Origin of the sequence: Anaerobacillus sp. MEB173 (genome assembly GCF_052119505.1) — a bacterium.
Classification (GTDB): domain Bacteria; phylum Bacillota; class Bacilli; order Bacillales; family JBJMAU01; genus JBJMAU01.
In genome coordinates, this window is sequence record NZ_JBJMAU010000001.1 from 852,681 (window position 1) to 872,835 (window position 20,155).

Here is a 20,155-nt window from a genome sequence, read left to right on the forward strand (position 1 = left end):
CTTTCCGCATGCTTATCGACCGTTTTCTTCTTTTGCTTCCTGACCAGGCTTTCGATTTTTCATTTCTTGACCTTCACTATTATTTGTCGGATGGTTTTTCCCTTTTGAACCATCTTCTTTTCCAGCATTATCTTTATTATTTGATGGATGTTGCCTGTTTTCCTGATCTGAATTGTTTTCTCTCATTTCTTGACCTATATTACTCGAGTTGCCCCGTTCATTGTTTTTTGCATTTTCTTGACCAATTTGGTTATTTGGAGAGTGTTTCTTTTGATCATTGTTTTGATTGTCTTTTACCTCATCTTGTTTCGGATTATGTTTTTGAGAATTACTGTGACTAGGTACTTGCTTTCCTTCTTCCTTTTTCTCTAACCCTTTCGATACATTCTTCTTCCACTGTTCTGCTTGTTTTTTCGTTACTTTCTCATTAACAATCTGATCTACTGGACCAATCTCGCTTGTAATTTCGTTAATCGGGGTCTTCTTTACTTCTTCAATATTTAAAAAGTGACCTTGTGCAGCTGATGCGATCATTAAACCATATTTCCCAGGAGACATATTATGCTTTTTTGCCTCCTCGTTAATAAAAAGATCATTCTCAATAGTTGCTGCATCAACATGATGCTGTTTCTCTAACTCTGTCACCTTGCTAGAAATCAGATCAGATAAAACTGTGTCTTTACCCTTTTCTGTAACAGTTGTTGAAAACAGAATTTCCTTTTTATTTTTCAAATAACCCTGTTCCATACTAAGTTTGACGATTTCATCGGTAACCGTCTCAAATGGTTTTCCTTTCCAATCTGTTAGGCTATTGAGTAAATGATCTCCTTCTTCATTAAATGCTGACACCTCAATGACCTTCATCTTTTTATTTAGCGTTAGCTCTACACTTGGATTAATATCAATCGATACATACCCGTATACCTGTTGACTCGTAAAAACAGAGAACACGGGCATAAGTGCAAGGAGCATAACGAAACTTGCAAGAGTGACAGCCAGCTTCCCTTTTGTCAACCATGAAAACCATTTAGAAGGAGTGGGGTCAGCTTGCGGAAAAAAACTGATTTCTTCACCTATCATTACTTCTTGATCGGTTTTTCTCGTTTTACAAAACTGACCGTCAGGAGTAAGAACAACCACCTCTTTATTTGTAATTTGAATGACGACCCCTCTTTTCAATTTAACCACTCCTTTAAATACTCCTTAATATATAAATAGTCTTCTAACAAAACAATTGTTAAAGCAATAATATATTTTCTATTTCTCTCTAATGTTTTTCGACTTACTGTCACATGCTCAGAAAGTTGTTTTATTGGAAGTTTTTTCTTTTCTAACATCTGTTTTTTTATCTCTTCATGTTCAATAATTGTTTTGGCCACTTGGATCATGTTTTCTCTAGCATCCTTGTGCTTTGGACTCTGCTCAGGCAATTCGGAAAAAGAAATTTTGAATTCTTGTAATCGATCACGAAAATGGAGAATTTCCTCTCTACGGTATTCGTCCTCTACATCCGCTTTATGACTTTTCACTGATGCGGCTACTTCAGCCAAATTATCTAAATTATCACCATCTTCTGTTGTTTGATCCAGTGAAAAATTAACCTTTCTTCTACTCTCATAGCGGATATAGTCGATCACTCTTCTGCGAATAACTAGACTAGCAAAGGATAAAAAAGAACTTCCTTTTTCTGTTGAATACTTTTGGATAGCTTCATCAAAAGCAATTAAACCGATACTATACTCATCATCAATTGCCACATCAATATATCGTTTACATACTTTTGAAACCGTAGTACGTATAAATGGTTTATATTGATTAATTAGTTCGTTGTGAAGAGATGTATCACCAGCTTGAATCTTCTCGATTAGTAATTCGAGATCTTGATGCTCTGTTCGCTTTTTAAATAAGCGCTGTAACACACAAAATACACCTCACTCTGTACAATCATAATTATTAATTCGTGTCTAAATTTTAATTCATGGGGGTTGTTTATATAAAAATATACTACTCTATGTACAACATACAATCAAAGTTAATTACTAACAGTTATTTTACAGTAACATAACATAAGAATCATTCATACAGTTGATAGATTCCGAATAATCTGTGTCTTTTATTAACAGATTTGTTATAATAATCTTATAACTATGAAAAGGGTTTCAAAATGAACATAGGGGGAACACAATAATGAACTCAAAACCAATTAACCTCGGCAATCGCATCCATTTGATTGATGGGTATGACCTCGGGATGCCTGCAAGAACCGGAACATATGTTATTCAAGAAGAACAACTAACCTTAATTGAAACCGGCCCAAGTCCATCAGTTCCATATATTTTAAAAGGGTTAAATGAACTAGGTCTTAATCCACACGATGTAAAGTATATCATTGTCACTCATATCCACTTAGACCATTCTGGCGGTGTTGGCTTACTATTAAAGGATTGTCCTAACGCTACAGTTATCGTGCATCCGAAAGGAGAACGTCATTTAGCAGATCCAGCTCGTTTAATTCAAGGGGCAAAAGCGGTTTACCGTGAAAAATTTGATGAATTGTTCAACCCAATCCTTCCTGTACCACAGGAGAAATTATTGGCGAAAAATGATGGGGAAACGTTAACAATTGGGGCGAATTGCACGTTAACATTTATTGATACACCAGGTCATGCTAACCACCATTTTAGCATTTATGATCCTGTCAGTAACGGAATCTTCACTGGTGACACAATTGGAGTCCGGTATGAGCCATTAAGCAATGAAGACTTTATGCTCTACTTACCATCAACATCACCAAATCAATTCAATCCAGATGCGATGCTAAATTCAATGGAAAAAATGAAGCGCCTGGGGGTGGAACGAATATATTTTGGACACTTTAGTGTTTCCAACGATGTTGAAGATGTTTATGAGCAAATTAGCCATTGGTTACCAATCTTTGTTAATACAGGGAAGCAGCTCTTAGCAGAAGGAAAAAATGATACAGACCTAGCAGAAGAACTGCTTTCTTTAGTAAGAGAACATTTACGTAAATTACATGTATCTGATGACCATCGTGTATACAACATTCTTAAAGTTGACCTTGAAGTATGTGCAATGGGTATTGTTGATTACCTTCAAAAACAACAAGCAAAGCATAATTAAGCAAAAAAAACAGCTACATTAGTAGCTGTTTTTTTGCTTAAGCCTATTGTTTTTCAGCTTTCTTCTGTTCTGCTTTTAATTTCAAATAATGTTCAATCGTGTTAGTTATTTCAAAAGCAGTGTGATCAAGCTTGTAGTTTTCAAATGCATGCTCACATTGTTGACGATACTCCATATCTTCATCATAGTGAGCCAAGTGTTGAGCTACAATGTCAGGAGCATCTCCTCTCTCCTCTTGTCTTGCTTTAACTGTATCACGATCAGCATAGACAAATAGACGAACAACTTTATCTCCATATAACTTTTTCACAATGTCAGAACCTTCTGGATTTAAGACAAGATATATACAACCTTTATTCTTAAATGTCTCTTCTACGTCCTTTTCTTTTATCCCATAGAAATTTCCATCAATTTCTACACACTCAAGAAATTCTCCATTATCCTTTGCCGCCATAAACTCTTCACGTGAAACGTAATGATAGTCTTGTCCTTCTGTTTCATAATGACGACGTTCTCTTGTCGTGTAGGAAATAACCCCTTTCATATGTAACGTATTGCGAATTAATTTGGCCACGGTTTTTCTACCTGATCCATCTGGACCAGTAAATACAAAAATCATTTCTTTTTCCTTTAAGTTATACATAATAGTAGCCTCCTCTATTAAAATAATTATTTTCGTTTCAGTACCATAAAATGTCCAGTGCTGGTAGCAATAACATTTCCTGATTCATCTACTGCTTCTCCGTTAACAACAATGATTCGTTTCCCTCGTTTTACTACTTTAGCCTCACCAAATAATGTCTTTCCAAACATCGGTCTTAGAAAAGATACATGCAAATCAATCGTTGAACTAAATTCCATATCATCCAAGGTAGTTGTTAATGCTGCTGACATTGCCATATCAAGAACAGTCGAAATAATACCTCCATGAATCACGCCGTATGCTTGCTTTAATTCGTTGGCTACAGGCAATTCAATTTTGGCTTGTTCCTCATTTGCAAAATGGACACTTATATTTAAATGCTTCCAAACCGGTCCTTCTATTAAAGATTTCACTCTTCCATGGATAGGAACACTCATTTCTCCTGATTTCCCCTTCCATATACAGGTTTCCGCTTATCTTTAATTGCTTGAACCGCTTCTCGATGATCGGGATGGTGGACCGCAATTGCCATAAAGGAAGAAACTAAGTCTAATGACTGCTTTAACGAAAGTGTTCTACTTTCATAAACAGTTCTTTTCATCATCCGTATGACTTCTTGTGGTCCAGTGGCTAACTGGTGAGCAAATCCCATGACTTCACCATACAGTGAATCATGTTCGATCACCTTGCTTACTAAACCAATGTTAAGCGCTTCATCTGCTGTTAGAACTTTTCCAGTCCATAATAACTCTAAAGCTTTTTCGATCCCAATTATACGGGGTAAATAGTAAGCTGCTCCATCTCCAGGAACAATTGCAGCATTTATATACCCTTCACCAAGCTTAGCCTTGGCGGATGCAAATCGAATGTCACACATTAGAGCCATATCCAATCCTGCACCAATTGCAGGACCATTGATTGCAGCAATCATTGGTTTATCAATTTGTTCCATAAGGAGAGGTATCCTTTGAATATGTTTCCACAAGCTGTTTTTTACATGAATTGGCAAACTTGTAAAATCATCCGTTTCTCCTTTTGACTGTGCCATGAAACCGTTGCCATTCGCCATTGTTTTTGTATCTCCGCCTGCACAGAATGCCCGTCCATTTCCAGTCACTATTCCGACAAAAATATCTTCATTATCTCGAATCTCTTCAAGAGCTTCAATCCACAATGAAATCATTTCTTGACTAAACGCGTTCAGAGCTTCTGGACGATTTAATCGAATAATTCCAATATGATTAACTATATCCAATTGTAAATCACTCAAAACCTCTCCCCCTCAAACAACATCAAATAACGAATTGGTTTTGACAATGTCATATTATTTTTATTCGATAACAATTCAATAGAATCCTGCAAAATGATATAAAATTTAACAATTTTTATGTTAGATTAAGCCTATGGTCTTGACACGACAAATTCCAACATTCTATACTTACATTTTACTAGGGGATCTCTTCATATTATAATAGGTATAGTGAATAAATAGGGGGGATTAGATGAGCAATTGTAAACTTGACCATAGTATAGAGGATGTACGTAAAAAATTAGATGAGCAGACACCTTTTTTACCTACCGACTTGGTCACTGAACTTACTGCATTTTTAGAAAAAGACCTATCACAACAATGTTTAAATGAACTATTTCACCTTTTAAAGAAATACGACCTTTCTTCAAAAGAAGAGCAAAATGTTCGAAATGAAAAACTTAAGGCATTAATCAAGTAATGTATTACAAGAAAAGCACAGGCGCCTTGTTCAGCCACTCGAGCTAAACAGTAAAAATAGCTGCTATTCGCTAGTTGTCGTCAAACATACTATAATATATAGATAGACAATGAACAAAGTGAGGGTTTACATGAATCGTAAAGAAGCACAAAATCATATTGGAAAATTAGTTCTCGTTGATGAACTAATGGATGGACGTTATATCGGAGAATTGTTAGAAGTTAATGCTGAACCTCGTAAGCCATGGCGAGGAACGATCAAAATTGTTGCAGTTGATACATATCCACAGCATGTTATTGATAAAAATGGATCAATACAATTACCTAAACCTGTATACGAATACGGGAATATCCATGAATTTCAAAGTTCAAAAATTGAACCTATCGCCGAAGAAGAATATATGAAGTATGATGATTCTGTTTACAAATCACTTCAAGAGGAAATTGAAAAATATCAAACTGAAAGAGAATACTTTACTTCTGTACTTAAGGTTTTACATGAACGAATCGCATCCTTTCAGCCTGAAACCGATTCCATTAAAGAACTGCAAGAAACTGACACTATTAATGATACGCAGGCAAATGAGTATGTTTATTACACAATCAGCAAAGAAAATAATCAAATGATCTTGATTGAAGAGGAAAATCAGCAAAACCTTGCTCTGGACGGGTGCCCGTTTGAGTTTGAATTAGAGGTTAATGATGAATGGGAATCAGGTTACTATATAAACAATGGTAAATTTGAAACAAAGAATGGTGCATCATACTCATTAAAAGAAGGTCAAATCGTTCGATTGCATAAAAAACAATTTGATCCATACCATATTCTCATTAATGAGTTAGAAAAGCCTGCTCTACAAGCTCTTGAAAAAGGACTTGATACATTTGGCATTGACCATGAACAATGTATCCAATGTCATAATACGTTACTAATTCAACTCCTGAATACTCATCAGCAAACTGTATTTAAAGGTGTGAATTTTATAACGTATCACAACGGTCGTCAGGTACTCCTCGTTCAACATCACTATGAGCGTGAAATTATTGAAGATGGTAATGATATTACATTTGACCGCTTTGAATTCACATCAGACAATGGCAAACGAACAATTACAACTTACTCAAATGAGTATACAAAAGGGAAATAACAAAAAACAACCAGACCTGACTGGTTGTTTTTTACAAGTTTAAACTCAAACAAACTGCCCGAAGTTCCAAAAGCACTTTCAACTATTAACTTTTTCTAACTACATCCAACAGGTTACCAGCTTCTTTCACGTCCACATCCTTCACTTGAAACTTTTTACCTGAAATACTTGATAGGATCGCTACAGAGAAAGTAGCTAAATTTCGTCGTTTTTGAAAAAGGACTTGGCGAAATTCACTGGCTTGGATCGCTTTTTTAGGAATAATAACGACTGTTTGGCTAATCGTTCTGAACCGGAGCCACATGTAATTCTCTCTTTCGCCATAGCCTGCATCACGATACTGCAAATAACCCCATAAAAAAATAAATGGTAACAAAAGTAACGAAAACGCCCCATATGGGATCATATAGCTGATGATACTAATAAGAGCTATAGCAGGGACAAGAACTCTTAGCAAATAACGAGCGAGTGCCCTTTTAGGTACTGGATTCACCTGAATGTCCATGGCAAATTCAGGTGCAATCTGCTGTAGAGTTGATGATATATCATGATTACGTATAATTGGAAATAATACGGTTGACAACTGCTCTTCCTTCGATCCACCTCCAGCACTCTCAACATATATCGCCGCAAAACCCAATGGCTGCCTAAATACATTGCGTACAATCCGAAGGCCGGTTACCCTTTTAAGCGATAATGTTAATTGGCGCTGTTCAAGAATACCGCGTGATATCACTAGCTCATCACCTGTTTTACTAATTGAAAAGTTCCCATATTTCAACATCGTAATCAGAATTGAGAACATCCAGGCAATAAAGATAATTACAATAATCAGAAAAACAATCGACATGATACTAGTTCCAATAATGGCCCCAAATGTGTCTTCATAAAATGAATCAGGAAAGAACTGTTCTACTTGTGAATACAATGCACCAACTGCTGAGATCGCAAGTCCGATTCCACTTGATGTAAGAGCGGCGATAAATAAATCTTTTCTAGGCAACTGCCAAAACACTGTATCTTTTCTATCGGTATTTTCAACGGTTGTGTCATGATTACTTTCAAGTTCTTTTGTTAACAAAATTTGACGCAGTTGGCGGGCATTTTCTTTTGTAACTGCAATAAGCTTAACTTCTGGTTCTTTACCACCACCTGCTGTTTCTACTCTAACCTGTACTAACTTAAACAGACGTTGAATAATACCGGCTGAAATATCAATACTTTGAATTCTCTCTTGACGGATAAACCGTTTCTTTTTCACAAATATACCTTGACGTATTTTCAATTCGCCATGACTCACTTCATAAGTAAAAGAAATCCACTTCAATAAACCTGATATGATCATGACTCCTAATATGGCAAGCATAATATATTGAATACTGAAGAACGAGTGGCCCTCTCCACCCCTACCGAAAAATATAAGTACAACAAGTGGAATGAGCATTTCTCTTAACCCAATAATAAAAGAAACTGCGATAGCAGCAGGATGAAGCCGGCGTCTACTCATATTCATCAGCTACCGTAGCTAAACTGGCAATTAAATTGCGTAATTGATCAGCTACATCTTCAGATAAAGCAGGAATTTGATGCGTTGTAGCTGCTGTTGAAATTGTCACAGAAGCTAATTTATATCTTCGCAATAAAGGACCTTGTTGTGTGTCAACATGCTGAACTCGAACCATTGGAATTAATACTCTCCGTACAATGAATACACCGTATTGCAGTTCAATTTCTGTTTCGAATACTTCATAGCGCCATTTTTTCCATCGTAAGGTAGGAATTACAAAAATATTTAAAAATGCCACGATTAAAAATAAAAAAAGCAAAACATAGAAAATCCATATTGGCCACTGAAAAAAGTAGACGAAGAGCCAATAACCTATTGGAATACAAGTAAAGAGCAATGATTCAAGAAATGCCGTAAACCTCCATACCTTTAATGCCTTTATTGAAATTTTTTGCGCAGGAATTGGACGCAAATAATCCTCCTCCATTCCTTCAGTAAACATTATGCGTTATTGTCTGATTCTTCATCATCTGTAACATAAATAATTTCCACACCTAAACTTTTTAAGAGGGAAATCACAGCCTGATTTAATGTTTCATCATAAAGCAGTCCAATCGACTCAACAAGCTCAAGTTCCTCTAAATGACCAGATTCAGCATCTTCAATTAGTTCAATAATGTCTTCTAGTCCGTTTTCTTCCAGTTTTGTTATGATTTCTTCTCTTTCCATTTTTAATTTCTCCTTTAATGTTTATGTACTTTACTTTAGTATTCCAACAACATATTGGAATATAGAACAACTATGATGAATTTACCAAATTTCCAACAGAGATGAAAGGGAATTTTTGTTACAAGCAGCTGTATTTAGTATAATTTTAAGATACAGGAAAAAAAGATTGATTAGTAACAAAAAATTAAAGGAGGATTTTCAATGAAACGGATTGCTTTTATTTCGGATATTCATGGGAATGCTGTTGCTTTAGATGCAGTGTTAGCTGATATAAAACAAAAAAATATCGATCAAATTATTGTACTAGGTGATATTTGCTACCGGGGACCAGAACCAAAACGTTCCTTAGAGATTATTCGCGAACTAAAAACCGACGTCATTAAAGGAAATGCTGACGAGTGGGTTGTTCGAGGGGTGAATAAAAGGGAAGTACCAGATAAATTCCTTGAGATGATGAATAAGGAGAGAGAATGGACAGTTTCCAAGCTTGATGAACACGACCTTACATATCTAAAACAACTTCCTGAACAATTAGAAATCAATATAACTGAAGACATAACGATTTATGCTTTTCACGCTACACCAACAAGTCTCTTTGATATCGTACTTCCTAACACTGACAATAGTGAGCTAACTGAAATAATGTTGTCACACCATCAACACGCTTCCCTATACATATATGCTCATATTCACTTACCATTTATTCGCTATATGAATGGTAAATGTGTAGTGAATATCGGCAGCGTCGGCTTACCTTTTGACGGACTCGCAAAAGCCTCTTATGCGATTGTAGAAGCAAACAAAAACAGATTTTCGGTAACGATCGAGCGGGTTGAATATGATACTGAGAAAGTAGTCAATCAGTACAAAGACGGTGACTATCCAAATACTGAATTAATGACGACTGTAGTCCGAAAAGGTGTCAGTCCATTTTTATAAAATGGACTGATCTTCCCATTTACTAGTTCAATAGCTATCATCATCACGTTCAAATGGATTTTCATCAGGCTTATCATACGTAACATAGGTTCCTGCAATTAAATCATGCAAGGAACGTTTATCCTCTCGAAAAATAACCATAAACAAACTAACAATGACTCCGATTCCAAGCGTTATTACATACACTAATCCAGCCACTAAATTCCGCATCAGCATCGTCCCAATGGTTACATTCTCACCACTGACCTTACAAATCCGCACCCCGCAAATTCGTTTGCCAATCGTATACCCATACCAAAAAACCGGCAATAACAAACTGTAGAAAAATTCAATGAAACCATGAAACGTATCGGATTGTTTATCAGTTAATCCTATTATAGACGCAATAAAGAAACTCGTTATCCCTAAAATTATGGTATCTAAAAGGATCGCCCCAAAACGTATCCAAAACCCGGCAGGTCGGTGTACCATCTTTATCTTCACCTCACTTTCTATGTTTGTACGTCTAAGATCATCATATGTTACTATCATTGTCCCACATGTATACATCTTATAATAAATTTACTTACAATCGATATTAGCTACTAAGGTCCTCTCTCCCTCTCAAACGGCGTTGAAAGTAAATAAAGATCGGCAGTGGAATGACTATCCAACCAAAGCTTTTAATTAAATTATTAACGGCTCTTTGTTTTGTTCTTTCGACTTCTGTTCTTATCATTGCTTCATAATTTTCTCTTAATTCCTCTTCTGATAACGTCACTTCTTGTTCACCGTTTGCTAATTCAGGTTTCCCCCATCGTTTGTACTCCTCAAATGATTGGTAATAAGGAGCTGGTGAAATAATATCTGCTGCAGCCATAAATGCTGCAACACTACCGCCAATTGTCATCATCAATGTTGCAAACAAGACTAAATAAATATATACATTTTTAAGCATCTCGTCTCCTCCTTGATCAGGATTTTTTCTGAATGCGAGCATAATAAAAGCTAAAAGAACAACGATTGAGACAGGAATTAATAATAGTAATGATGTAACCAATGTCTTCACCACCTTACTTTATCTTCATTCTTTCTCAATTCCATTATAACAAGCTGTATGCAAGTATATTTTATGCACTATCAACAATATTTAGAAAACTAAATTAAAGCCCTTATACCACTATTCAAGAAGTACAAGGGCTTTTATTAGATATTTTATTTTGATTCTTTATCTTTATCATTTGCCAATATAAGGTCTGATTTATCCTTTTCACTCATAACTCCAGCTTTTATAAACAGGGATGCAAAAAAATCAACACGTTTTTTTATATTCATGATTTTGTCCCCTTTTTTTACTATTGTATGCATTTAATTTAAAATGTTTCCTTTAGGCAACATTTTTTCGGCATGGAAAAGGATGAAATATGAACTAATTTTATTCCGTATACTTTTTTAAAATATGATAAACATTTTCGACAGAGCTAAAAGCATAAACTTCTTCACAGACCGTATCGTTTTTTATAATTCCTAAGTAAGGGACACTCATCACCTTCATTTCTTGAACGATATTAGGCATTCGATTGGCATTACAAAACGATATTTGTAATTGCGGAAGTAAGCTCTCAATAACTGTCAGCATTTTTGAAGCAACCTTACAAGTTCCACATAAAGGTGTGTAAAAATAAATAACAACCGGTTCCTTGTTATTATTCATTAGTTTTTGAAGTTCTTCCTCTCGCTCTAATTCAACAATCATTGTATACTCACTCATTTCTAAACATTTTAAAACGGAAAAAAGAATGGGATCGCAAACATCATCACAAACCAAATGACCGCTTGCAATGGTACCCCTACTTTCACAAAATCACTAAACTTATAACCTCCTGCAGTCATCACTAAAGCATTGGTCGGTGATGCCACAGGAGTCGCAAAGGCCATACTTGCGGCGATCGATACAGCCAATAACATTGGATAAGGACTTACTCCCATCGATATCGCAGCAGTAACTGCAATCGGCGAAAAAAGAACAGCAGTTGCTGTATTACTGATAAACTGACTAAAAAACGTTGTTAATAAGTAAAATCCAGCCATTACAGCTAATGGTCCATATCCACCTAACATTTGCACGATGTTTTCTGAAAGTAGCTGAACTCCCCCGGTCTTTTCCAAAGCTGTTGCCATTGGGAGCATTGCCGCTATTAAAACGACACTTTCCCAGTTAATCCTTCCATAGGCATCGTCCATATTACGTAAACAACCCGTCATCACCATTAGCATTGCAGCAATAATTACTGCTGTAACAGCTGAAACCACTTCAAACGTCATCATAACAAGCATTCCTAACATAATAAATGCAGCAATCGGTGCCTTTCCGTTAGCTGCTGCCATGCTTGCTTGTTCCTGGGGTTGTCCAACGACGACAACATCATCTGTCTCTCTTGCCAACAATTCAATTTCATCCCATGAACCTTGGACAAGGAGCGCATCCCCAAAACGTAATTTTTGTTTCGACATATCTTTTAGCAAGTATTCACCTTTTCGATTGATTGCCAAAATATTTAAATTGTATTTTTCACGAAAGTTTACGCTCTCCACAGTTTCATTAATTAAACTTGACTGTGGTGTTAGCAAAACTTCCGCGATACCAAGTTGTTTGGAAATCAGGTATTCAGATGTTGCATCTTTTTCTTGCTGCAAATCCAAAAGATAATCCTCCAAAAGACGGCTAAGCTGTTGTAATGGCCCTTGTAAATAAAGAATATCATGTTCACGAACCGTACTATTTGGCCCAGCCATCTCCTGATATGTAACAGGAAAAATCTTATTGCCTTCAGAGGACTTCCGTTCAATTTTTAGAACACATAACTGATAATTACCCGGTAATCTTAAATCAGCCAGATTCTTCCCTTTCATTGGTGAACCGCGCCGTACACGGACCCGATGAATGGTATCCGTTAATTCATAGTAATTTGCCAGTTCCTTTGCCGAAATTGAGCCATGACTCCTTTTGGATTTTACCTGTTTTTCTTTTGGCAGCAATTGTCTGCCAATTGTCAGGAGAAATAACATCCCAGTTAACAGTGCAACAATTCCGATTGGTGTAAAATCAAAAAAACTCAGACGTTCATATCCGTATTGCTTCAATGTTTCACTTACAATCAGATTAGGTGGAGTTCCTATTAAAGTAAGCACTCCTCCTAAACTACTTGCGAATGCTAAAGGAATTAAAAACTGTGATGGGCTTTTATTCATCCCTAGTGCTAAACTGATGACAACCGGCAAAAGTACAGCAACTGTTCCAGTGTTACTCATAAATGCACTTAATATAGCCACTACACTCATTAACAAGATTAGTAATTTCATTTCGCTTTTCCCTGCTAAACGCAGTAAGAGGTTGCCTGCCATTTTTGCCAGGCCGGTCCTCAAAATTCCTCCTCCAACTACAAACAAACCAGCAATCATAATCACAACTGAATTAGAAAATCCTGCAAGTGCTTCTGTTGTCGTAATCACTCCACTAAGCAGTAAAGCCAATAGTGAAAGTAATGCCACTAAATCCGAGCGAATCCGACCAACCATAAAGAAAATTGTTGCAACACCCAAAATAATAAATGTTAACACAAGTTGTGATTCCACTTGTTCGGCCTCCCTAAATACAACTAACCTATTTTTATTTTACTTAAAATTTAACATTCCATATAAATTACAATAAGTCCCAAATAGCGCATAAGCTTTATTATAGTAAAAAATTAACCTACCAGCAAAAATCTGGTAGGCAAATTTGTGTCAATATAATTATCATTTTGTTAAATAACGATTTGCCGCTTGAACTCCTGCTCCAGCAGTCATCTCGTATCCTTGATTTCGCAGTACGTCCTCAAGTGCTGCAAGGAAAAGTGTAACATTTGTTTGTCGAGCATTATAGCCCATTAATCCAATCCGCCAAATTTGTCCTTTTAAGTCTCCTAAACCACCACCGATTTCAAGACCATACCGCTCTAACAGTTCTTTTCTCACAGCAGCATCATCCACTCCCTGCGGAATTCTCACAGATGTTAATTGATGAAGACGATGCTCCTTAGCAACAAGCAGCTCAAGACCCATCGCTTCAAGTCCAAGATGCAATGCTGTACCATATCGTTCATGACGTTCAAATACATTTTCAAGACCTTCTTTCACAATTAAACGAAGGGCCTCTCGCAATGAATAGACCATCGATATTGGTGCAGTATGGTGATAAGCGCGTTCATCAGACCAATAGCTTTGGATCATACTTAAATCCAAATACCAACTTTGCACTTTTGTTTTCCGTTGATTTATCACTTCTAGAGCCTTTTCACTCATCGTAACAGGAGCAAGGCCAGGAGGTGCACTCAAACACTTTTGCGTCCCACTGTACGCTGCATCAATCTTATGCTTGTCCACTTCAGTTGGGCAGCCGCCAATAGATGTCACCATATCACAGATAAGCAATGCCTCAGTCCGATGAACGATTTCACTAATTTCGTCTAATGGTTGTCTGACACCTGTTGATGTTTCAGCATGTACAATGCCGACTAATTTTGTTTCCGGATGTAGACGCAGCGCTTCCTCTACAGCCTTAGGCGGAATAATTTCTCCCCATGGTGCTGTAATGGGAATCACCGTTGCCCCGCATCGTTCAGCAACATCAACCATTCTCGTCCCAAACAGACCATTGACACCAATGATAACCTTATCGCCTGGCTCGACTAAATTAACAAACACCGTCTCCATTCCTGCACTGCCAGTCCCTGACATAGCTATCGTTAACTTGTTATCAGTTTGATACACCTTTCGCAGTAAATCCATTGTTTCATTCATGATCTGTAAGAATGCTGGATCAAGATGTCCTAACAGAGGTATCGCCATTGCCCGAAGAACACTAGGAGCAACATCACTTGGTCCAGGCCCCATTAGTATACGTTGTGGCGGATTTAATTCTGCAGTCATATGTAATTCCTCCCCTTGTACTCATCATTTACATTGGATACTATATCCTAAATACTATATACTTCTCCAAAATCTTCAAAATCCCTCCATAGCAAACCCTCAATCCAACATTCAACATACAACTTTTAACTTTTAACTATTAACTAATAAAAATATTACCTTTTCCGAAGTAGCCTTCCGATCCAAAACACCGCCACTAACCACCTCATCATTTACAAAACCCTCCTTATAAATGATTGCTGTATATTAGTATTATATTGCGAATAGCTTGTTAAAGTTAACTTCCCTGCTATTTTCCCTGTTCGATCTCTTCGATCAGCTCCGAAAGTTCAGCCCACCGTTCAATGACTTGTTCTAATTCTTCTGTTACTTGTTGCTCCTCTTCAAATAACGGTTGAACCTTCGCAAAATCACTTCCAGCCTGTGCGATCTCGTCCTTAAGTTCTGCGCTTCTCTTTTCAAGTGCTTCAATTCGTTCATTGATCTCATTCCATTCCTTCTGCTCCTTAAATGACAATTTTCTTGCCCGTGTCTTTGTTCTCTCCTGAGACTTATGAACATCCTTATTCTCTTTCTTTTTTTCCTCTTCTATTTCTAACACTTTTTCTGTCTTTCTTACATCTAAGTAATCCGAATAGTTCCCATAAAAATGGCGAATTACCGGGTGACCTTCAAAGGCAAAAAGATGCTCACAAGTCCGATCTAAAAAGTAACGATCATGGGACACTGTAACGACGGTACCAGGGAAGTTCTCCAAATAATCTTCTAGTATGGTTAGTGTTTGAATATCAAGATCATTCGTTGGCTCATCAAGGAAAAGAACATTGGGCTCTTCCATTAACACTCTCAGAAGATAAAGTCTACGGCGTTCTCCCCCTGAAAGTTTATAAATAGGCGTGTATTGGAGTTTTGGTGAAAATAAGAATCGCTCGAGCATTTGAGAAGCAGTAATTGATTGGCCATCAGCAGTATAAATGACTTCAGCTACTTCTTTAATATATTCGATTACCCGTAAATTTTGGTCCATTTCTTCATTTTCCTGGGTATAATAAGCAAGCTTTACCGTCTGTCCTACTTCAACCTCACCTGAATCAGGCTGAATGCGTCCTGCAAGAATATTTAATAGTGTAGATTTACCACTTCCATTAGGACCAATAATTCCAATACGATCCTGTGGCAAAACGAGGTAATTAAAGTCATTGATGAGGAGTTTCCCTTCAAATGCTTTACTAATATGTTTCGCTTCCATTACTTTCTTACCTAGCCGTTTAGAGCCTATAGCCATATCAAGCTGTTCTTCTTTTTGTTTCGTAATCGGTTCACGAATTGTTTCCACCCGGTCAATACGAGCTTTTTGTTTTGTCGTCCTTGCTTTTGCTCCTCGTTTAAGCCATGCTAATTCACGGCGCAAAAGGTTTTGACGTTTCTTCTCCATCGCTGCCTCTCGTTCCTCACGTTCAGCTTTTTTTTCAAGAAACATTTCGTAGTTTCCTTCATAGCTATACAGCTTTCCTTGATCAAGCTCGATCATCCGATTTGTTACTCGGTTTAGGAAATAACGATCGTGAGTAACAAGTAGAATTGCTCCTCGGTAACGTGAAAGTAACTCCTCTAGCCATTCTATCGTTTCATTATCTAAATGATTCGTTGGCTCATCGAGAATAAACAAGTCAGCTGGTTGAATTAACGCCTTCGCCATCGCTACCCTCTTTCTCTGTCCACCTGATAACTCACTGATTTTTTTTGTGAAATCAGTGATTCCCAATTTTGTTAAGACCGCTTTCGCTTGTGTGTTCATATCCCATGCATCAGCTGCATCCATTTTTTGTTGGAGGGAAAAGAGCTGATTCTGATACTTTTCGTTAGTAGGATTTTTCTCAATATCAATCAATGCCTGTTCATATTCCTTCAATAACCGCATTAATGGCGTATCACCAAGAAAAATTTGATCAAGAATCGTTGATTGAGCATCAAATTCTGGATTTTGCGGTAAATATTCAATCCGAAAATCACTTGGGTGAACAATATTCCCTTCATCAGCTGTCTCAATTCCTGCAATGATTTTTAATAACGTTGATTTTCCCGTACCATTAACACCAATAACACCAATTCTTTGCTGTTCCGAAATAGCAAAGGAAATATCTTTAAATAACACTTTGTCTATGTAACTTTTTGATAAGTTTTCAACCAATACATGCTTCAACCGATTCAACCCCTAAAAGAAATTTAGAATTAATAATTTAGAATTACTGATAAGCTATCCAAGTAGTTAATAAATAACATCTATGTATTATCTTAATCATTTTACATTATACATTATAAATTATAAATTCATTGGAAAAGCGACTAGAGATTATCTCCCTAATCGCTTTCTTCTATCCTAATATCGCTAATAATAAGGTTATTGTTACAACACTTATTAGAGTTGTGATTAATGTAATACTTGAGACCAGCTTTGGTTCAGAGTTAAATTGAACAGCGTAGATTGCTGTTGTCGCAGCCGTTGGCATCGCTGCTGAAACAATTAGTACCTTTGCTAGCAGTGGATCCATTGGAAAAGCCAATACAATGAAAAAAGCGATAAGTGGTGAAATGGCCAGTCGCAAAATGACACCAAACCAGATTTTTGACCATTGGAAACCTAACCATTTTATCTCTGCTAATTGCATTCCAAGAATGACCATAACCATCGGAATCGTTGCTTCAGCAATCAGGTCAATTGTCATAAATAAATTTGATGGCATTTCTATCGTAAATGCCTTTAATAATAGTGCCAGAATAACAGCATACGTTGCCGGCATTTGCATCACTGATTTTATTGCTTGCATTATACCGTCGGTTCCTTTTGCTGCATAATACACGCCGAAGAAATTCATAATGATCGCTTGAAGAACCATTAATGAGACCGCATAATCAAATCCGGCTGTTCCATATGCAAACAGGATGATAGGTGCACCGTAATTTCCTGAATTCATAAATGCAGTAGATAAAATTAAACCACTTTCCAGTGACTGAGAGTAGTTTCTGATTTTTGCATATATTTTATTGATAAGAATAATTGCAAAAAGGAGGATTAATGAAAAATATACCATGTAAGCATAATTCATATCCAGTGGTGTAGTATAGAACGTCCTAAAAACAAGACAGGGTGTTAATATATAAATCGCCACGGTTGATAATGTACGAATATCAATATTACGCCACTTTTGAACTAGGAATCCTATTAAAAACACGAGAGTAACCGGTAGTACAACTTCGATAAAAATTGTCATTTTTTCTCATCTTTCTATTTTTAGTTTATCGATGCTACGTATGTTTTATTGTATAAATAAGTAGAGAGAACTAACTTGTGGCATAAAGGTTTACTTTACAATCTTCAGCATTTCCTTAAACGTAGGACCTTCCGCAGTCTTCATTAAGTCAAACAACGCTAATTCCGTACTTGTTAAATTAGCACCTGCGGCCTTTAATCTATCTATTGCTGTTTTCTTATTTTCATAGGTTCTTGAAGATACGCCATCCGTGATAAGTTCAACATGGTAGTTTAATTGTAATAAGTCCATGACAGTTTGATAGACGCAGACATGTGCCTCGATCCCAACAACTAAAAGCTGGTTACGATTTATTTTTGATAGCTTTTCACAGAACTCTTCACTTCCACAACTACTAAATGTCATTTTCTTAATTGGTTCCATGCCTTCCAACAATTCAGCGATCTCTTGAACAGTAGAACCTAGTCCTTCCGGGTATTGCTCGACCCAAATAATTGGCATATTAAACAATTTAGACCCTAGAATTAATTTTCTAATATTTTCAAACAGGATTTCTTGTTCATACACCATATGAGCTAATTTGCCTTGGACATCAACTACGACTAATGCTGCTTTCTCCTTATCAAGCCTCAATTAATAGTCACCTCATCCATTTTAGTTTGATCTCTGCTATTTATACAAAAAACAAATCACCCTAAAAAATTACATTTATTTAATTTTTTAGGGTGCAGTTTTTTATATGATTATAACACTATTACTGTCTATATTATTTATTTTTTAAAAAGATGCAATTTTTCAAGACGATCGACAGCCTCTTGAAGCCGATCTTCCTCCGTCAGTAACGCAACACGAACATATTGGTCCCCTTCTTTCCCAAAGCCTATGCCTGGTGCTACAGCAACATATGCTTCTCGTAAAAGGAAATCTGCAAACGTCTCCGATGTATATCCTTTTGGTACTGGTAACCAGGCGAAGAATGAGCCCTTAGGAGCCTCAACCGCCCACCCGATCTTATTCAGCCCATTAATTAATACGTTTCTTCTTTTTTCATACGTTTGCGTCAATTCTTTCACACAATCTTGCGAGCTTAACAATGCTGTTGCCGCCGCTTCTTGAATGGCTCCAAATATGCTCACATAAAAATGATCCTGATATAAATTAATGCTTTCAATTACACTCGGATTACCAACAGCAAACCCAATACGCCAGCCTGCCATATTATATGTTTTGGAAAGGGTATAAATTTCAATTCCAACCTCTTTCGCTCCCTCTGTTTGGAGAAAGCTGATTGGCTTTTCACCATCAAAACCGATCCCTCCGTAAGCAAAATCATGAACAACACAAATATCATTTTCACTTGCAAAAGAAACTGTTTCTTCAAAAAAACGATTTGTAGCAATTGCTCCGGTTGGATTATTTGGGTAGTTAAGAAACATCAACTTGGCTTTTCGAGCCTTTTCCTTTGTAATTGCAGCATAGTTTGGCAGGAAGCTATGCTCGGCACGTAATGGCATCATTTCCATTTCTGCTTCAGCTACCGCAATTCCCGACCAATAATCAGGGTATCCTGGGTCAGGGACTAATGCAACATCACCTTTATTAAGTAAACATTGACTTATTTCAACAAGCCCGCCTTTTCCACCAAATAGAACGGCTACTTCTTTATAAGGATCAATGTCGACTCCGTATTCTCTCTGATAAAACTCTGCTATCGCCTTTTTAAGAAACGGGTAGCCACGAAACGGAGGATACTTATGATAGTTTGAATTTGTAACAGCATCTTGCATTGCAGCGACAATGTGTTGAGGTGTTGGCTGGTCCGGGTTTCCTTGACCTAAATTTATAACATCATGTCCCTTTTTTACCATTTCATTAACATTAAGTACGAGCTTGGCAAAGAATTGCTCTGGTAAACGTTTTAAGACCTCCGATTGCTCAAATTGTTTCATTTTTATTACCACACCTTACTATTAATAATATTCAAATAATTTATTTGATTTCCGACAGAAGACTCCCACCTCAAGGAATGTGAAAGGTGTAGCCCAATGAGTAGGTGGGAGATGAATGTCGGTTGGTGTTAGCCAACACTAAGCTCTA

21 protein-coding genes are annotated in these 20,155 nt (G+C 36.8%); 4 read left to right on the plus strand and 17 right to left on the minus strand.

Annotated elements, in window-relative coordinates:
- Window positions 1-12 precede the first annotated feature (12 nt).
- Entirely contained in the window at window positions 13-1,188 is a 1,176-nt protein-coding gene (locus tag ACJ2A9_RS04250) for an anti-sigma factor domain-containing protein (protein WP_441420352.1), read from the minus strand.
- The gene (gene sigI, locus ACJ2A9_RS04255; RefSeq protein ID WP_441420353.1) at window positions 1,176-1,919 is read right to left on the minus strand and encodes an RNA polymerase sigma factor SigI; all 744 of its coding nucleotides are present in this window, start codon (window positions 1,917-1,919) and stop codon (window positions 1,176-1,178) included. Before sigI ends, ACJ2A9_RS04250 begins: the two co-directional genes overlap by 13 nt.
- A gap of 265 nt (window positions 1,920-2,184) precedes the next feature.
- Between sigI and ACJ2A9_RS04260 the strand changes: the two genes are divergently transcribed.
- Window positions 2,185-3,141, plus strand: coding sequence for an MBL fold metallo-hydrolase (locus ACJ2A9_RS04260; RefSeq protein ID WP_441420402.1), 957 nt, complete (start codon window positions 2,185-2,187; stop codon window positions 3,139-3,141).
- 43 nt (window positions 3,142-3,184) lie between these two features.
- On the opposite strand, the gene ACJ2A9_RS04265 is transcribed toward ACJ2A9_RS04260, so the two are convergent.
- Genes ACJ2A9_RS04265 through ACJ2A9_RS04275 form a run of 3 tightly spaced genes read right to left on the minus strand, consistent with a single transcriptional unit; the run spans window position 3,185 to window position 5,054 of the window.
- Window positions 3,185-3,784, minus strand: coding sequence for a guanylate kinase (locus ACJ2A9_RS04265; RefSeq protein WP_441420354.1), 600 nt, complete (start codon window positions 3,782-3,784; stop codon window positions 3,185-3,187).
- A gap of 26 nt (window positions 3,785-3,810) precedes the next feature.
- Complete coding sequence (locus tag ACJ2A9_RS04270; RefSeq protein WP_441420355.1) at window positions 3,811-4,221, minus strand: PaaI family thioesterase; 411 nt, start codon at window positions 4,219-4,221, stop codon at window positions 3,811-3,813.
- Window positions 4,218-5,054 carry an enoyl-CoA hydratase-related protein gene (locus ACJ2A9_RS04275; protein WP_441420356.1) on the minus strand — a complete coding sequence of 279 codons (837 nt, stop codon included), beginning with the start codon at window positions 5,052-5,054 and terminating at the stop codon, window positions 4,218-4,220. Before ACJ2A9_RS04275 ends, ACJ2A9_RS04270 begins: the two co-directional genes overlap by 4 nt.
- Window positions 5,055-5,286: 232 nt before the next feature.
- Between ACJ2A9_RS04275 and ACJ2A9_RS04280 the strand changes: the two genes are divergently transcribed.
- Complete coding sequence (locus tag ACJ2A9_RS04280; protein WP_441420357.1) at window positions 5,287-5,514, plus strand: hypothetical protein; 228 nt, start codon at window positions 5,287-5,289, stop codon at window positions 5,512-5,514.
- A 130-nt stretch (window positions 5,515-5,644) separates the two neighbouring features.
- On the plus strand, window positions 5,645-6,661 hold the full coding sequence (locus ACJ2A9_RS04285) for a DUF2777 family protein (RefSeq protein WP_441420358.1): 1,017 nt from the start codon (window positions 5,645-5,647) through the stop codon (window positions 6,659-6,661).
- 85 nt (window positions 6,662-6,746) lie between these two features.
- Here the strand turns inward: ACJ2A9_RS04285 and ACJ2A9_RS04290 are convergent, their stop codons facing one another.
- The 3 genes from ACJ2A9_RS04290 to ACJ2A9_RS04300 are packed head-to-tail and all read right to left on the minus strand — an operon-like array spanning window position 6,747 to window position 8,897.
- Window positions 6,747-8,168: a PH domain-containing protein gene (locus tag ACJ2A9_RS04290; RefSeq protein ID WP_441420359.1), complete on the minus strand. Its 1,422-nt coding sequence runs from the start codon at window positions 8,166-8,168 to the stop codon at window positions 6,747-6,749.
- The gene (locus ACJ2A9_RS04295) at window positions 8,161-8,640 is read right to left on the minus strand and encodes a PH domain-containing protein (RefSeq protein WP_441420360.1); all 480 of its coding nucleotides are present in this window, start codon (window positions 8,638-8,640) and stop codon (window positions 8,161-8,163) included. Before ACJ2A9_RS04295 ends, ACJ2A9_RS04290 begins: the two co-directional genes overlap by 8 nt.
- 29 nt (window positions 8,641-8,669) lie before the next feature.
- Entirely contained in the window at window positions 8,670-8,897 is a 228-nt protein-coding gene (locus ACJ2A9_RS04300) for a hypothetical protein (RefSeq protein WP_441420361.1), read from the minus strand.
- A gap of 201 nt (window positions 8,898-9,098) precedes the next feature.
- Here ACJ2A9_RS04300 and ACJ2A9_RS04305 point away from each other — a divergent pair, with 201 nt between their 5' ends.
- Window positions 9,099-9,836, plus strand: a complete 738-nt coding sequence (locus ACJ2A9_RS04305; RefSeq protein WP_441420362.1) for a metallophosphoesterase family protein — start codon at window positions 9,099-9,101, stop codon at window positions 9,834-9,836.
- A 27-nt stretch (window positions 9,837-9,863) separates the two neighbouring features.
- On the opposite strand, the gene ACJ2A9_RS04310 is transcribed toward ACJ2A9_RS04305, so the two are convergent.
- From ACJ2A9_RS04310 to ACJ2A9_RS04350, 9 genes are all read right to left on the minus strand, one after another.
- On the minus strand, window positions 9,864-10,307 hold the full coding sequence (locus tag ACJ2A9_RS04310; protein ID WP_441420363.1) for an RDD family protein: 444 nt from the start codon (window positions 10,305-10,307) through the stop codon (window positions 9,864-9,866).
- Window positions 10,308-10,413: 106 nt separating this feature from the next.
- Complete coding sequence (locus ACJ2A9_RS04315; RefSeq protein ID WP_441420364.1) at window positions 10,414-10,875, minus strand: hypothetical protein; 462 nt, start codon at window positions 10,873-10,875, stop codon at window positions 10,414-10,416.
- A 375-nt stretch (window positions 10,876-11,250) separates the two neighbouring features.
- Complete coding sequence (locus ACJ2A9_RS04320; protein ID WP_441420365.1) at window positions 11,251-11,586, minus strand: thioredoxin family protein; 336 nt, start codon at window positions 11,584-11,586, stop codon at window positions 11,251-11,253.
- 11 nt (window positions 11,587-11,597) lie between these two features.
- Window positions 11,598-13,451 (minus strand): SLC13 family permease, encoded by a 1,854-nt coding sequence (locus tag ACJ2A9_RS04325; protein WP_441420366.1) that lies wholly within the window; start codon window positions 13,449-13,451, stop codon window positions 11,598-11,600.
- Window positions 13,452-13,613: 162 nt separating this feature from the next.
- Window positions 13,614-14,786 (minus strand): pyridoxal-phosphate-dependent aminotransferase family protein, encoded by a 1,173-nt coding sequence (locus tag ACJ2A9_RS04330; protein WP_441420367.1) that lies wholly within the window; start codon window positions 14,784-14,786, stop codon window positions 13,614-13,616.
- 289 nt (window positions 14,787-15,075) lie between these two features.
- A complete protein-coding gene (locus ACJ2A9_RS04335; protein ID WP_441420368.1) occupies window positions 15,076-16,989 on the minus strand; it encodes an ABC-F family ATP-binding cassette domain-containing protein in 1,914 nt (637 codons plus the stop codon).
- Between the two features lie 172 nt (window positions 16,990-17,161).
- Window positions 17,162-18,058: an AEC family transporter gene (locus ACJ2A9_RS04340; protein ID WP_441420369.1), complete on the minus strand. Its 897-nt coding sequence runs from the start codon at window positions 18,056-18,058 to the stop codon at window positions 17,162-17,164.
- A 90-nt stretch (window positions 18,059-18,148) separates the two neighbouring features.
- Complete coding sequence (locus tag ACJ2A9_RS04345) at window positions 18,149-18,691, minus strand: hydrolase (protein ID WP_441420370.1); 543 nt, start codon at window positions 18,689-18,691, stop codon at window positions 18,149-18,151.
- A gap of 137 nt (window positions 18,692-18,828) precedes the next feature.
- Window positions 18,829-20,007, minus strand: coding sequence for a pyridoxal phosphate-dependent aminotransferase (locus ACJ2A9_RS04350; protein ID WP_441420371.1), 1,179 nt, complete (start codon window positions 20,005-20,007; stop codon window positions 18,829-18,831).
- Window positions 20,008-20,155: the final 148 nt, after the last annotated feature.

Coding starts and splice junctions, on each gene's coding strand:
- ACJ2A9_RS04290 (WP_441420359.1), bottom strand. CDS start 8,168: ATGAGTAGACGCCGGCTTCATCCTGCTGCTATCGCAGTTTCTTTTATT.
- ACJ2A9_RS04280 (WP_441420357.1), top strand. CDS start 5,287: ATGAGCAATTGTAAACTTGACCATAGTATAGAGGATGTACGTAAAAAA.
- ACJ2A9_RS04340 (WP_441420369.1), bottom strand. CDS start 18,058: ATGACAATTTTTATCGAAGTTGTACTACCGGTTACTCTCGTGTTTTTA.
- ACJ2A9_RS04285 (WP_441420358.1), top strand. CDS start 5,645: ATGAATCGTAAAGAAGCACAAAATCATATTGGAAAATTAGTTCTCGTT.
- ACJ2A9_RS04320 (WP_441420365.1), bottom strand. CDS start 11,586: ATGAGTGAGTATACAATGATTGTTGAATTAGAGCGAGAGGAAGAACTT.
- ACJ2A9_RS04270 (WP_441420355.1), bottom strand. CDS start 4,221: ATGAGTGTTCCTATCCATGGAAGAGTGAAATCTTTAATAGAAGGACCG.
- ACJ2A9_RS04350 (WP_441420371.1), bottom strand. CDS start 20,007: ATGAAACAATTTGAGCAATCGGAGGTCTTAAAACGTTTACCAGAGCAA.
- ACJ2A9_RS04330 (WP_441420367.1), bottom strand. CDS start 14,786: ATGACTGCAGAATTAAATCCGCCACAACGTATACTAATGGGGCCTGGA.
- ACJ2A9_RS04300 (WP_441420361.1), bottom strand. CDS start 8,897: ATGGAAAGAGAAGAAATCATAACAAAACTGGAAGAAAACGGACTAGAA.
- ACJ2A9_RS04265 (WP_441420354.1), bottom strand. CDS start 3,784: ATGTATAACTTAAAGGAAAAAGAAATGATTTTTGTATTTACTGGTCCA.
- ACJ2A9_RS04305 (WP_441420362.1), top strand. CDS start 9,099: ATGAAACGGATTGCTTTTATTTCGGATATTCATGGGAATGCTGTTGCT.
- ACJ2A9_RS04310 (WP_441420363.1), bottom strand. CDS start 10,307: ATGGTACACCGACCTGCCGGGTTTTGGATACGTTTTGGGGCGATCCTT.